This is a genomic window from Butyrivibrio sp. NC3005 (assembly GCF_000424545.1).
Classification (GTDB): domain Bacteria; phylum Bacillota; class Clostridia; order Lachnospirales; family Lachnospiraceae; genus Butyrivibrio.
Map to the genome: position 1 here is coordinate 29,256 of NZ_AUKC01000026.1, position 14,655 is coordinate 43,910.

The following is a 14,655-nucleotide window of genomic DNA, read 5'->3' on the forward strand; positions in this document are numbered from 1 at the left end:
TTTTTAATAATCATATAATTCTTATGCTCTTAACTCAATTCCCATTGTAAAGCTAAGCTTTCTAAGAATCTTATCTACAAACTTATCTACTGCCTCAGTTGTAAGCTCTTCATCCTTTGGTGTGAATGTCAACGTAAATGCCATTGAACGATGTGTTGAAGGAATCGGAAGTCCCTCATAAATATCGAACAATTCAACATTTGTCACATACTTACAGCTGCTGTAAATAGCCTTCTCGACATCTGCACACTTAACGCTTCTATCCATAACAAGAGCAAGATCTCTCTTCTCAACAGCAAACTTTGGAAGTGGTGTAAACTTGGCAACATTTCCATAGTATTTCTCGAGCTTATCAAGCTTGATTTCTGCAAGATATGCAGGTACACGCATAGATGTTTCATCCTGAATATCATATCCAAGCTGTCCGATATAACCTACTTCTTCGCCATCACACATAACCTTGGCACATCTATATGGATGAAGGAAGCTTGTTTCCATTTCTTCATACTCAAACTTTACAAGCAGTGTATCAGCAAGTGTTTCCAGAATTCCCTTAACTGTAAAGAAGTCTTCTTTTGCTCCCCATGCACCTACCATAATAGTAGCAAGTTCTTCAGGGTACTCGCTAAGTGGAAGACTCTTTGGAATGAAACGGCTTGCCATTTCAAACAAACGTCCTTCGAGGTTTCCTTTCTTCTGGTTACGTGAAATAGCACGTACCATCTGAGGTGCAAGTGTTGTACGCATAAGTGAAAGATCTTCATTAATAGGATTGATGAGTTTAATAGCCTTTCTTTCATCAGCATCTTCTGGAATTCTTAATAAATCAAGATCTGATGGTGAGAAGAAGGAATAATGCATACATTCATATGCACCTACAGAGCAAAGTGCTCTCTTTATCTTAAGTTCCATCTTCTGCTTAAGGCTTCTTCCACCTGCTGTTACCTGAGCTTTCTTGAGGAATGTACTCTTAACGTGGTCATATCCATACATACGGATTACTTCTTCTGCAATGTCTGGATATGATTCCATATCTTCACGATATGCAGGAATCTGAAGTGTAAGCTCATCGCCATTTATTTCCGGCTGCATGTTGAGATTTGTAAGGATTCTCTTGATATCCTCTGTAGGAACTTCTATTCCGAGTACTCCATTGATTCTTTCAATGCTAGCCTTCATAGTTCTTGGAAGAATTGAATTTCCTGTATTCTTATCCACATGAGTTGAAGAAACTTTTCCTGCTCCAAGTTCTTCTACAAGATGAAGCGCTCTCTTCATTGCAAGTTCTGTATTGTATTCATATACACCCTTACTGAATGTTGAACTTGAGTCAGAAACCTGTCCAAGTTCGTGAGATGTATGACGAACGTTCTCTCTTGCAAACTTGGCAGCTTCGAAGATAACACTCTTTGTATCCTCGCGAATCTCTGAGTTAAGACCACCCATTACACCAGCAAGTGCTACCGGTCCTTCTGCATCGCAGATTACAAGATTCTTAGGTGAAAGCGTGAATTCTTTCTCATCAAGTGTTGTAATCTTCTCTCCCTCAGACGCACGACGAACTATAATCTTACCACCTTTGATAAAGCTTTCGTCAAATGCATGCATTGGCTGTCCGATTTCCACCATTACATAATTAGTAATATCAATCATGTTGGAACGTGAAGTATGACCTGTAAGTGCAAGTCTTCTCTTCATCCATGCAGGTGACTCTTTGATATTTACGTCATATACATAGTGACCAACGTATCTAGGACAGATATCAGTTGCCTCTACTGTTACATCAAAGTCATCTTTCTTAACTTCAGTCTCATGATAATCAAGAGATGGCATCTTGAGTTCTTTTCCAAGAACAGCAGCAACTTCTCTTGCAATACCGAGCATGCTCTGACAGTCAGGACGATTAGCTGTAATAGCAATATCGAAAATCCAGTCGTCAAGACCAAGTATCGGCTTAACATCAGCTCCAACCTCTGCATCTTCAGGAAGAACAAGAAGTCCGTTGTAACCTGCTCCAGGATACATATCTTCATTTATTCCAAGCTCTGTACCAGAACAAAGCATTCCTTCAGATTCATATCCGCGAAGCTTTCCTTTGGAAATCTTCATTGTTCCAACTACAGTTACGTGGTCTTTAGCTGTCTCTATTACTTGTGCGCCTACAAGTGCTAATGGGAACTTCTTTCCAGCTTCAACATTGTCTGCTCCGCAGCAAACCTGGAATGTTCCATGCTCACCAGCATTTACCTGACATACATGAAGGTGTGTATCTGGAATAGGATCACATTTTTCTACAAGACCTACTACTACCCCGCTTATATCTTTGCCCAATTCGGTAAGCTCTTCTACTTCAAAACCACATGAAAAGAGCTTTTCCTCTAATTCTTTTGGGGTAACATCTATATCAACATATTCTTTTAACCAGCTTAATGGTGCTAACATATTCTTTTCCTTTCGCTTTATATGATGATTACTCTTGATCGCCTATCTGATTAAGAACATCCAGGTCAGATTCGAACAAAAGCTTAATATTATTGATACCATATTTAAGCATTGCAATTCTCTCAAGACCGATACCAAATGCAAGTCCGCTGTACTTATCCGGATCTATTCCGCAATTCTCCAATACTTTGCGGTTTACGATACCTGCACCAAGTACTTCAATCCAGCCAGTTCCCTTGCAAAGGCTGCATCCCTTTCCGCCACAGGAAAAGCAACTGATATCAACTTCTACAGATGGCTCTGTAAATGGGAAATATGAAGGACGAAGTCTTGTTACAGTACTGTCTCCATAAATCTTCTTTACGAACATGTCAAGCATTCCCTTGAGATCGCTAAGTGTAATCTTCTCATCTACTACAAGACCTTCCATCTGATGGAACATAGGTGAGTGTGTTGCATCATCATCTGAACGGAATACTCTTCCAGGGGAAAGAATCTTAATAGGTGGCTTCTCAGCTTCCATTACGTGTATCTGTCCTGATGAAGTCTGTGTTCTAAGAAGAAACTCTGGTGTAAGGTAGAAGGTATCCTGCATATCTCTTGCCGGATGGTCTGCAGGTGTGTTAAGTGCTGTGAAGTTGTAATAATCTGTTTCGATTTCTTTTCCTTCATACACTTTGAACCCCATTGATGCGAATACATCTATAAGTTCTTCTCTTACCTGAGTTACAGGATGAAGGTGTGCAGGTTTCATCTTGACTGCAGGACGTGTTACATCTATCTTCTCTGACTCGTATCTAAGCTGAAGCTCTTTTGCCTTTATGTGTTTATCAATTTCTTCAAATTTGGAAAGAGCCCACTGCTTTAATTCATTTACTGTCTGTCCATACTCTGCTTTCTGCTCTTTCGGAACATCTCTCATTTCCTTCATGAGAGCTCCAATTTTTCCCTTTTTGGAATCAAGGAAATCTTTACGCACTTCATATGCAGCTTTGGAATCAACCAATTGCTCTGCATTTTTGAGTATCTCTTCACGAATTTCCTTGGCACGTTCTCTTAATCCATTTAAATCTGCCATTTCTTTTTTCCTTTCCTCAAAATAAAAAACGCCTCTAAGATTGAATAAACAATCTCAGAGGCGAATAATCGCGGTACCACTCTGTGTTTATGTTTTCTATATACTATCAGAAAAACATCTCTATGCATTTAACGCATGCCAACGTTATAAGCTACTACAATTCACTTATACAGCTCCAGTGTGAAGGTGAGAAATGCCTGAACCTTAGGACTCTTCCAGCTAGTAAAGTCCACTCTCTTGAAGGGATGACAATTCCTAATGCACTATCATAGCTTTTAAAATATATAATATCCATTTAATAATACTCTTTTTTACCAAAAAGTCAAATTTGATTATCGATTACTATTGACAGCATCCATCCACTTTTCTATATCCTCATCTTCTGCTTCATATGAGCCTGCGAATATGCGGAACTTTTCGTTTTCTTTTGATGATATTCCGGGGATTTCTATAGCTTCAATGATTCCCTTTGTATAAACCTGGGCTATATGATTCATGCATACTCTGCAATCATAAATATCTCTAAGGTTTAGTGCCTTAGAGATATCTCTTTCATCTTTTTGATGCATTTTATCGCGCATATATATGTGAATTAGTCTTGCTGCATTTTTTCTAAGAAGATTTTCTTCTGGATGAGAAAAGTCATATTCATCTATAAGACTTTGATGCCACAGATAATTCAAGAACTCATATTCATTAAGTTCACATTCATCATCTACTGTATCTAAATTAATATATTCACATTTTTTATCGATAGTCTCATTTTCTTTACTGATGCTATCTTTTTCTTTTTTCTCTTTCCACAATGAAAAGTCTTCCTGATAAAGTCTGCAAATAAAATCCTTAACTTTCATAGTCTTATCTATTAGATTCCAACTGGTGTAATCTTAAGAGTAACGTTGTCACAGGCTTCAAGAGATGACACTTCAAAACTCTTTCCGTTCTCGATTGTCTCTTCTCCTGTCCAGAGATTCTTTACAGTATATCTTTTAGCATTTTCAAATGCCTGCTTATTGCAAATCTTATCTCCGATCTTCTCTACTATAAGTTCAGGATCTATAACAACACTTTCCTTTTGCTTTGACTTGCTGCAGTTAACAAAGGTTACTGCTACGCTTCCATCTGCAAGCGGCTTTGCCAGTACATCGATTCTATTATTGTCACGAATATAATTCGTATCAGAATGTTCCTTATCAAGAGTTGAATATATTCTCTTTGCCTGAACTCCGAGGGCATCCTGATTAAGTGCGATTAAATCTTCATTGCTGATAATCTGGTACCACTTATCGCCTTTCTCCATTCTTCTAAGGTCAAGTCCGAGCATAAGAGGTGAATTCATCATACACCACATAGCAAAGTGAGATTTGCACATGGTATCATCCATTCCATCCATTCCTATCATCAGCATATCAGGATCGTTCCATCCTTTGGAAAGACCTGCAAATTCATCCATTATGACAGCCTTATTGTACTGCGCCATTACGCTTGTTGTATAATCGCTTTCCCATGCTCCTTTTCCAGGATCTCCGTCTGCTCCTACCTGAAAAGTGATATCATTTAATATTCTCCAGGAATCACCTACTTTATATCCCCAGTTCTGTGGCTGAGTTTTGCCCCATTCACAGATGGAAAGAATAACATCGTGGTCTTTATCTGCCTTATTAAAACCTTCAAGAAGCGCAGCATAGGAACAAAGTGTATTTTCCTGCCTTCTGTGATTCATAAGTCTTATGCTGTTTTCGCCTGCTTTAAGTTTAATTGTTATCTTATTAGACTCGATAAATGTTTCCGTATCTGGTGTTTCAGGAAGAAAATCGTCATAAAATACTTCTGCATTCTCCTTTTTGCCAACTGCAACTTCGAGCCAGCTTCCTACTCCGACTTCTCTTCCAGTTGCATAGGTTACAACAAGATCGTATTCTCCGTCTTTATCTACCTTTATAGTGAATTCCAGCTCTCCGCTCATATCTCCAACAGGTGTATTATCAGGACCTGTGCCATCAAAAGTTCCGATTCCTGTTGCGTAATCGTCTTTTATAAAAGCACCTTTTCCTGTAATAACTCCGCTTCCTGCAACATCGTATTCACCTTTAAATCCATTTCCTGATACACTTATCTTCTTTATGTTAGGAGCATATGTATATCTTGCATTCTCCGGATCTGAAAATGTTGCATTGTCCCAGGGATAATAACAGTTATCCACTTTAATAAAATCAACACCCCACTCAATATATGCCTTAGCATCATCTATCTCGTGTCCACAGGTTCCAACTGCTGCCCCTGCGCAAAGGTTAGTTCCTACGTCATTGTACATACCAAACTTAAGTCCTTTAGCATGTATATAATCTGCAAGACTTTTAAATCCATCAGCAAACTTTACCTGTTCATTTGCAAGCTGACCGTTTACCCTCTCAGTTTTATAGCAACCATCATCGAGTACGATATACTTGTATCCCAGTTTATCAAGCCCCAGCTCTACTATTTTGTCAGCCATTGCCTTGGTAAGTTCTTGAGTGTTCCCGCTTCCGAATGCATTCCAGCTATTCCATCCCATTGCAGGAAGATGATTTTTCTTCTTGTTATGCAATACCTTTCCATTTGTAAAATCATCAAAACGATATTTGTTTTCAGTAATAACTACAGGTCTTTCCATTGTTCCTCCCCATGTATACATTCAGATATTTTTGCTGATATGTGTTCCTTGTCTATATTTTTCCCTATGAATACTATTTGAATCATTCTATCTCCATAGACTTCATCCCAGTCATCTCTTACTTCCGGATATTCTTCGAAGACATTTTTTTGTTCTTCCGCAGAAAGTGATGCAACCCAGTTAGACATCTTACTTACAACAGCATTTCTTCCGGCTTGTTCGAATAGCTGCACGTGAACATCATCGTCACTAAACCATATATACCCCTTAGCCCTTATGATATTCATTGGATAATCATTATTGATAAAATCCATGAATTTCTCTCTTATCAGAGGATTTCTGGCTTCAAATACAAACGAGGTTATACCATACTCTTCTTCATCTTCGTCTTCGATTTCTGCATGTGCGAGTGCTCTTTGAATAGCAGAACCACCAAGTACTTCTTCGAAATCGAATGGTTCGTCATTCAAGAGATCTTCTATTTTCACTTTTCCATGTATAGATCTTATAATATTGGCACTAGACTGAAGTCTTTTAAGAACTTTTTCTACTTTAGTCAGCTCTTCTTCTCCTAAAAGGTCGCACTTGTTTAATACGATCACGTTACAGAACTCTATCTGATCCATGACTAGATTGATGATATCAACATCTTCATTTGCAGATATCTTTTCTTCATCATCTTTTGTCTTTCCCTCGAGTTCATACAAAAACTCACTGTGAACTCTATCTGCATCTACTACTGTAATGACAGTATCAAGGAAAAAAAGAAGGTCTTCGTGAGTCTGTTCATGTACAAGAAAAGCTTCTGCTATTGATGAAGGGTCACTTACACCTGATGCTTCCACAAATATAATCTCAGCATTACTACATTTGGAAATCTCATCTATCTGCTCCATGAATTCTTCTCTTAATGTGCAGCAGATGCAGCCGTTTGAAAGTTCTACAACGTTTGTATCCATGCCGGCTATATTTCCTTGTTTCAAAAGCTTTGCATCAATATTTACACTTCCTATGTCGTTTACTATAAGTGCAACTTTTCTCTCTTCCTGCTGCAGAAGTTCATTTAGAAGTGTTGTCTTTCCTGCACCTAAATATCCAGTTATTAAAATGACCGGGATTTTATTTTCCATATCTTAAACTCTTTCTATCGATAAATAAAATTTGAAAATCCAGCCTCTGCACCCTCTTTAATCGTCGAATATGCAAACAATGCAAATCGGCATCCAGTGAAATGGTCAAGTCCAAAGAAAAGCTTTGTGCTTTGTCCTATACTTTTCCACTCATTATCTTTATACACTGCACACATTGCCTCGTCTCTTTCATCTTCATATACGATGGTCATTTTGACTTTGAGACCATTTTTCAAATCTTCGTTGCCAAGAAGTACTCTTTCTTCTTCAACTTCTTTTACTTCGTTATCAGTGCCATTTCCAATCTCTTTGTGGTACTTAACTGCATAAAAGTTTCCATTGTCTTTGGTAACACCTACAAAACAGTACTTTCCGATAAATGCAGCAAGTCCCATGAAATCACCCTCAGAAAGATTTGCAAAATCAAGTGTAACCTGACTTTCGCATTTAGGATATACTGTTCTTTGGGTAAGTGTATTAACTGCCTGTTCCAGGCCTTTGACTGTTTTTCCTGTTTTTATAAATAACTTTCCTTCCTTATCTACTCTTAATAAAGAAAAGTCAGGTTCATGATTAAACTGCCAGCAACTATTAAGGCCATATGTTCCATTTCTTCTTATTTTTTCGGATGAAATCTCTCCATTTTTCTTCATAGAAATATATTTTTCTATAGAAAAATCACTAAAATCAATATCATATTTGAAATCATCACTGCATGTAAGATTGTCATATATATGATCCGGTTTAGTACTTGTGTTCTCTAGTATCTTCGGAGCTTTTCCATCTATTCCGAAAACGAAGGTATTATTCTCATACGTTACAGGTACTACAACCGGGATTCTTCCAACTGCGCCGCTATCCTGGAAAAGAACTGCAAAAAAACTGCCATCTTGTCCCTGAACAATTCCGCCTTGAGCAATTCCTGAACCTCTAAATCCCATATCATCATTAAACACATCACCACCTGTGAATTCTCCTTCCAGAGAATCTGCTACATACATAGCTTCTACTCTTCTCCACCTATCTCTAAGAGAATGAATCATGAAAAGGTAGTACTTTCCATCTATTTTGTATAGATGAGAGCCTTCATATCCCAGGTTGGGATTTCCCTTATCACTAACAATAACTCTGTCAATTCCGCCTTCTTTTGGCTTTGTAAGGTCTTTGTTTAACTCTGTAAGATGAATATCTGTATTGCCTGATACAATAAATGTTCTATCTCCATCGAATAGAAGTGATGAGTCATGATAAAAACCTTCTATCTCACTCTTTTCCCATATACCATCGATGGAAGCTGACTTGTAGAGATATGTTTTCTTTGTATCATTACATGAAAAAACAAGATAGAATTTTCCATTATGATGTCTAAGGCTTGCAGCCCACATTCCTTTTCCGTAGATACCTTTCCCATCCTTTAGTTTCTGGGCATCTGTTCCATCTAGCCTGTCGCAGACGTACGCAGCATGTTCCCAGTTTATAAGATCATAAGAACGCAGAATTTCACATCCCGGAAAAAAGTGCATTGTTGTGCTGACAAGATAGAATGTGTCATCAACAAAAATCACGTCAGGATCTGGAAAATCCATTTTCAGTATTGGATTTGTCCCCTTTATATTACCCATAATGTCATTTTCTCCTCAATATATGTTTTAAATACAACTTATATTTTAGAAAAAAGTAAAACATTTTACAACAATCTTTTTAATGTATTTCTCTTATTTTTTTCTAGCAATATATATCAAATGACTGGAGCTTCCAAGGAGCTCTACTCTCTGGCAATGATGCAGATGATAGTCTTTGAATGCATCAAATTCTGCCTCTGACATTGAAAAATCTTCTCTTCTTTCTGCAAGTTCCATTATTCCATCAACTGCAGCTATTGTAATCTTATCTACAGGCATATCTGTAAATAACTCTTCGAATTCATCAATGTTAAATCCTGTAAACAGCTGTTCCGGAAAATGCTTTACTTTATAATCTCTAGTAAAGTTCTCCTCAAGCCCCGATGCAAAATTTCCCTGTAGATAATTGTCGAACATAATAGCATGGACTGATAAAAAAGCTGCTATTATAATGCCACCTTTTTTAGTAACACGTATTGCTTCTTTGATAGCTGCTTCCTGGTCTTGTCTATCATACAGATGATATAAAGGTCCAAGAATAAGTGTCATATCAAAACTGTTGTCAGCAATAAAATGCAAATCAACACCGTCACCTTTACAGGCTTTTATATTAGGTATCTCTTCACATTTACGACAAAGGATTTCAAAATTTCTGTCTGCAAATTCTACAGCTGTTACATCGTAACCTTCTTTTGCAAGGTTTATTGAATACCTGCCTGTTCCTGCTCCAACTTCGATAACTTTCCCTTTATCAGCAAGATATTTCCTTATAAAATGCATGGTGGTATAGTATTCAAGCTGAGCCTGACGACTATTCTCCATTCTCGTTTCTTCATCATAGGAATCATAGAAACCGTTTATTATTTCTCTTCTGTCACACATTTTTCTCCCCCCTGTTTTGTGAACGCTCTAAACATTCGTTTTCACATTTGTTTATTTAAAAAAACGAGGCGATTTTTTCTTAAATCGCCTCTTACATTATATCTTACAAAAGGTGTGCTCTAAGTTCTTCTGCGCTCAGGTCGGAGAAATATGCTGGTGGAATATCAAGAATAGTCTTGCATCCAGTCTGTCCTTCCTTACGCATGCGATATGCAGCTCGTGCAATACATACTAAAACGCTTGTAGTAAACTCAGGATTAGAATCAAGCTTAAGGCTATACTCAATGATGTGATTGTGTTCCTTATTTACACCTGTTTTGCCGCTTCTAAATACAAATCCGCCATGAGCAAGACCTGAATGCTCTCTCTTAAGCTCTTCTTCTGAAATGAAATGTACTGTGGTATCATAGTCTGAGAAATAGTTTGGCATTTCCTTTATTTCTTTCTCAACTCTTGCAGCATCTGCGCCTTCTTCAAGTACTACAAAACACTCTCTTGTGTGCTTCTGTCTTGTTGAAAGTTCCGGACAAGCTCCGCTTCTTACTGCTTCAAGCGCACTCTCTACAGGAATTGTATACTGTTTTGCATCTTTAACTCCGTCAATTCTACGGATTGCATCTGAATGTCCCTGTGAAACGCCTTTTCCCCAGAATGTATAATCTTTTCCGTCTGGAAGAATTGCATTTGCATAAACTCTTGCAAGAGAGAACATACCTGGATCCCATCCACAGGAAATCACACCTATTGTGCCTGCTTTCTTTGCAGCTGCATCAACATTTGCAAAATGCTCAGGGATTCTTGCGTGTGTATCAAAACTGTCGACAACATTGAACATAGATGCAAACTCTGGTGTCATCTTTGGAAGATCTGTTGCACTTCCTCCGCAAAGAATCATTACATCAATCTTGTCTTTCCATTCTGAAGCCTTTTCTGCGCTTACAACACTTACGTTAGGAGTTAAGATTTTAACTGTCTCTGGATCTCTTCTAGTGAATACTGCTACCAGTTCCATATCTTTTGCTTCTCTAACGGCAATTTCAACTCCACGTCCCAAATTACCGTAACCCATTATTCCTAATCTAATACTCATTTTTCATCCTCTCTTTCAATATATTTATTATGCATAAATGCTGAATTCTGTGGCATTAATCTACACTATTACTAATGGAATTCACTGTCAATAACAATCCATGTATGCATAGACGTCAGAAAAGTCATGACGCTTTAAATCTTCATGATTAATGAAGAAATTGCATACTCCTGAATCTCCAAACATAAGATCGAATTCTCCATCAAACTCAGAATCGAGCTGGAACAGTAATGTGTCATATTTGCTATCACATTCTCTTGGATCCGACTGGCAAAAAACGGTAATCCGAACATCTTGTGATTTGGAAGGCTGTATTTATTGCACAGATACCGATAGTCTTCTTTGCATAAGTAATCACTTAGCCATTCGCTTTTAATGTCTAATCCGTATTTTTCTACAAGAATATCTCTTGCATCATCGTCATAGTTTTCATTATCCGGATTGCATTCTTCTTCTGCAAGACGAGGGCACAGGCGAAAACTCTTTTGAGTAGGAAACCATGCTTCTTTATCTTCTTCAATGTCCATATTGCAATGAATTCCCATATCCTTAACATCTTGTTCTGTTACTGTTGTATCTATCTTTTCATGAAATACAACTTTGTGATTATTGTCTTCGTATATACCCAAATCTCCTTCTCCTGAAACAAAGAACTGAAGAAGCCCTTCTGAAGGTAGTCTTTCAAATTCAATATCACTAAAATTTATCTGTGCCAATAGATATAGCTTTTGGCCATTTTCATCTGTTGGGTATTCCTTCTCTTTCCCCTTTGGCCAATATGGATATCCTCCCACTTTGCTATCAAAAATGGTCGTCTTTTCATTAGAAAGCAAGAAACTTACTATAGGTTCTTTGTACTTTTCCTTCATTTTCTCGTACAAATAGTCAAGCTTTTCAAATCCTATTGATTCATTTTTTAGTTTCGGGTTTCTGTTTTCCCATGCTTTATCTATATATTTTGACAATCCGTCATAATAGTCTTTTGTAAATGGAACGAAAAGATATGCTTCGTTCTTAAACTCGCTACTATAATACTTTTCTTCGCCAAAATATTTTTTGGCATAATCATCAACGCAGCTTGGATAGCCATGTCCGTTAAACTTGTAAAACTCATATACAAACGGTTTAAATTCATCTTTGAAATGAAAGTCTGTAATGTTTCCATGCATATACTGGCTTGTAGCTATTATTTCTCTGATGTCCTCATCTTTTTCTAAAGCCTTTTTAATTCCAGGTTCTATACTAAATAAATCATCTGACAATATTCCCTTATGGTATGACCATTTCAAGAATATCGCCAGATGATTAAAACCTGAATACTTTGGACACTCCAAAGCCAAATCTTTAATTTTGGATTCATGCATAAATCCTTTATCTATTACCATTCCCGCTCTCCATTTTTGTATACTTGTGTACTTATGTGCCACTTTTTTGCTGCAACAACATTATACGCAAAAACAAAATTTTACACAATATGTTTAAATTTCTGGAATAGATAATAAATTCGGATTTAGCTATTATTCATTTACAACGCTTTATTTGTCACAATAAGCTATTGCACTATTACTTGCTACTGTACCAAATACAACGATATCAGATACTGCATTTCCGCCTATTCTGTTTCCGCCATGAACTCCGCCTGTAACTTCGCCGGCTGCGAACAATCCCGGAATAGGTTTTCCATCTGTCCCTATTACCTGTGCTTTAGTATCTATCTTTACACCGCCCATTGTATGATGGATTCCTGGAGCAATCTTTATAGCATAGTATGGAGCAACACTTAAATCTTTTTCCATTCCTGTATCACGTCCAAACTCTGCATCTTTCTTATCTGCAACTGCCTTATTCCATGTTTTAAGTGTTTCTGATAAAACGTTTGGATCTACATCAATCTGTTTTGCAAGATCTTCAATAGTATCAGCCTGAACTGTTATTCCAATAGAGACATATTTCTCGATAGCTTTAAGACCATCTCTTAAGCGCTGATCGAAAACTATATATGCATATCCGCCTGTCTGCTCAAGCTCAGCAGCAGATACCTTATCTCTTGTAAGAAGTTCATTTGTGAAACGCTTACCTTCCTGATTAACAAGTATTGCACCATCACCACGAACACTTTCTGTTATCAGCATGGAAGTACCTTGCTCTACGGTTGGATGAAGCTGAATCTGATCTATATCTACAAGGTCAGCTCCTACAGCCTCTGCCATTACGATACCATCACCCATTGCACCAGGAGCACTTGTCGATACTGTTCCTTTCAGATCGGAACGATATTTAACAATCATATCCTGATTGTTACCAAATCCGCCTGTTGCAAGAATAACTGCTTTGGAATTAATAGTGTAATTGTAGTCACTGCTTGTAGCCTTTACACCTACGATACTGCCATTTTTGCTTATAAGCTCTGTAGCTTTAGTTTCATACATTACATCTATATTCAGTTCATTCATCTTGTTCAAAAATCTTGTAACAAGATAAGCACCTACGCCAGATCCATCTTCCGGAGCATGGATACGTGCATTTGTAGCTCCACCTGAAAAACCAACCTTTGGAAGAGGAGCACCGATTGAATCGAGCCAGTCTATAGCTGCCGCAGAATTCTTAGCCATAACAGTTACAAGATCGCGGTTATTCATCTGATGGCCACCTTCCATGGTGTCTTCTATAAATACTTCAACGCTATCCTTAATTCCCTGTTCTGCCTGATAGTGTGTCTCAGCCGCATTCATACCACCTGTAGCCTTTGTTGTATTACCACCAACGTATGGCATCATTTCAAGAAGTATTACCTTCTTACCATTTTCAGTAGCGTTAATTGCTGCTGTCATACCAGCACCACCTGCTCCGATTATACAGATATCACAGTCAAGTGTTTTATCTGTCTTTGGTGCATTGGAATCTTTTGCAACTGCAGCCGGAAGCTTATCTATATCGCATCCTGCTTCTGTAAGAGCATTCTGCAATGCTCGAAGAATTGCACTACTTGTTACTGTAGCACCGGAAATAGCATCAACGTTTGTAGTCTGTGCAGAAAGTATACGTTCTGGAAGCATAGACACTGCAAAAGTACCTATATTTTCAGTTTCATGGTCACCTGTTATCTTAATATCGTCAATACTGTTTTCACTGACAGTAACCGTTACTTCAACGTCACCACCAAATCCCTTTGATGTTCCTGTATATGTTCCTGCAATAAACAGATTTCCATCTGCTGCTTTTGGTCCTTCATCAACTGCAGGACCACCAGCCTGAGCAAGCGAAACTGCTGCTGCCTTTTTTACAGCAGTACTTGTAATGGTTGCTCCAGAAACTGTATCCACGTCAGTTGCCTGTTTTTCCAAAATCTGCTCTCTAAGTTTAGGAATAGCAGCTCCACCAACTTCAGGTGTCTCTCCTTCTCCAACAATTTCAGCATCTACAATGCCGCCATTTTCTCCTATAGTAAGAGTTACTTCAACTTCTCCACCAAATCCTTTGATTGAGCTCTTATAAGTTCCAGGACTGAAACTGCCCTTTGTATCAGCCGGTGCGCTAGGTCCTTTATTGGGATCAAACATAGGTTTCGACCATACAAGGCATAACACAACAGCTAGGAACAAAAGACAGGCTATTACTCTGCGGAGTCGAGTAATTAAGACTTCTTTGTTCATTAAATTACCTCCTTTGTTTTTGCGCAAAAAAAACAACAACGCTTTATTTTTTTATCGTCTGTTTTTTGTCTAATTGATAGACTAAAAACACACAAAAGTCGTTGT

9 protein-coding genes and 1 pseudogene are annotated in these 14,655 nt (G+C 37.9%); all 10 read right to left on the bottom strand.

Annotation, left to right across the window (positions count from 1 at the left end; genetic code table 11):
• Positions 1-21 precede the first annotated feature (21 nt).
• Complete coding sequence (gene pheT / locus G634_RS0108360; RefSeq protein ID WP_026504910.1) at positions 22-2,442, bottom strand: phenylalanine--tRNA ligase subunit beta; 2,421 nt, start codon at positions 2,440-2,442, stop codon at positions 22-24.
• Between the two features lie 28 nt (positions 2,443-2,470).
• Entirely contained in the window at positions 2,471-3,520 is a 1,050-nt protein-coding gene (gene pheS, locus G634_RS0108365; RefSeq protein ID WP_026504911.1) for a phenylalanine--tRNA ligase subunit alpha, read from the bottom strand.
• A 332-nt stretch (positions 3,521-3,852) separates the two neighbouring features.
• Positions 3,853-4,374, bottom strand: coding sequence for a hypothetical protein (locus G634_RS0108370; RefSeq protein ID WP_026504912.1), 522 nt, complete (start codon positions 4,372-4,374; stop codon positions 3,853-3,855).
• 11 nt (positions 4,375-4,385) lie between these two features.
• Positions 4,386-6,173, bottom strand: a complete 1,788-nt coding sequence (locus G634_RS0108375) for an alpha-galactosidase (protein ID WP_081676558.1) — start codon at positions 6,171-6,173, stop codon at positions 4,386-4,388.
• Positions 6,158-7,303 carry a CobW family GTP-binding protein gene (locus G634_RS0108380; protein ID WP_026504914.1) on the bottom strand — a complete coding sequence of 382 codons (1,146 nt, stop codon included), beginning with the start codon at positions 7,301-7,303 and terminating at the stop codon, positions 6,158-6,160. The genes G634_RS0108375 and G634_RS0108380 overlap by 16 nt, the downstream gene beginning before the upstream one ends.
• Positions 7,304-7,317: 14 nt before the next feature.
• Positions 7,318-8,925: a glycoside hydrolase family 43 protein gene (locus tag G634_RS0108385; protein ID WP_035799376.1), complete on the bottom strand. Its 1,608-nt coding sequence runs from the start codon at positions 8,923-8,925 to the stop codon at positions 7,318-7,320.
• 93 nt (positions 8,926-9,018) lie between these two features.
• Positions 9,019-9,807, bottom strand: coding sequence for a class I SAM-dependent methyltransferase (locus tag G634_RS0108390; RefSeq protein WP_026504916.1), 789 nt, complete (start codon positions 9,805-9,807; stop codon positions 9,019-9,021).
• Between the two features lie 103 nt (positions 9,808-9,910).
• Positions 9,911-10,897 carry a diaminopimelate dehydrogenase gene (locus G634_RS0108395; protein WP_026504917.1) on the bottom strand — a complete coding sequence of 329 codons (987 nt, stop codon included), beginning with the start codon at positions 10,895-10,897 and terminating at the stop codon, positions 9,911-9,913.
• Between the two features lie 87 nt (positions 10,898-10,984).
• A pseudogene (locus G634_RS21890) lies at positions 10,985-12,282 on the bottom strand (YwqG family protein).
• 150 nt (positions 12,283-12,432) lie between these two features.
• Positions 12,433-14,550 carry a flavocytochrome c gene (locus G634_RS18525; protein WP_051233774.1) on the bottom strand — a complete coding sequence of 706 codons (2,118 nt, stop codon included), beginning with the start codon at positions 14,548-14,550 and terminating at the stop codon, positions 12,433-12,435.
• Positions 14,551-14,655: the final 105 nt, after the last annotated feature.

What these genes read in the sequence shown, in the direction of transcription:
- pheT (WP_026504910.1), bottom strand. Translation starts at nt 2,442, where the DNA reads ATGTTAGCACCATTAAGCTGGTTAAAAGAATATGTTGATATAGATGTT.
- pheS (WP_026504911.1), bottom strand. Translation starts at nt 3,520, where the DNA reads ATGGCAGATTTAAATGGATTAAGAGAACGTGCCAAGGAAATTCGTGAA.
- G634_RS0108375 (WP_081676558.1), bottom strand. Translation starts at nt 6,173, where the DNA reads ATGGAAAGACCTGTAGTTATTACTGAAAACAAATATCGTTTTGATGAT.
- G634_RS0108380 (WP_026504914.1), bottom strand. Translation starts at nt 7,303, where the DNA reads ATGGAAAATAAAATCCCGGTCATTTTAATAACTGGATATTTAGGTGCA.
- G634_RS0108390 (WP_026504916.1), bottom strand. Translation starts at nt 9,807, where the DNA reads ATGTGTGACAGAAGAGAAATAATAAACGGTTTCTATGATTCCTATGAT.
- G634_RS0108395 (WP_026504917.1), bottom strand. Translation starts at nt 10,897, where the DNA reads ATGAGTATTAGATTAGGAATAATGGGTTACGGTAATTTGGGACGTGGA.
- G634_RS0108370 (WP_026504912.1), bottom strand. Translation starts at nt 4,374, where the DNA reads ATGAAAGTTAAGGATTTTATTTGCAGACTTTATCAGGAAGACTTTTCA.
- G634_RS18525 (WP_051233774.1), bottom strand. Translation starts at nt 14,550, where the DNA reads ATGAACAAAGAAGTCTTAATTACTCGACTCCGCAGAGTAATAGCCTGT.
- G634_RS0108385 (WP_035799376.1), bottom strand. Translation starts at nt 8,925, where the DNA reads ATGGGTAATATAAAGGGGACAAATCCAATACTGAAAATGGATTTTCCA.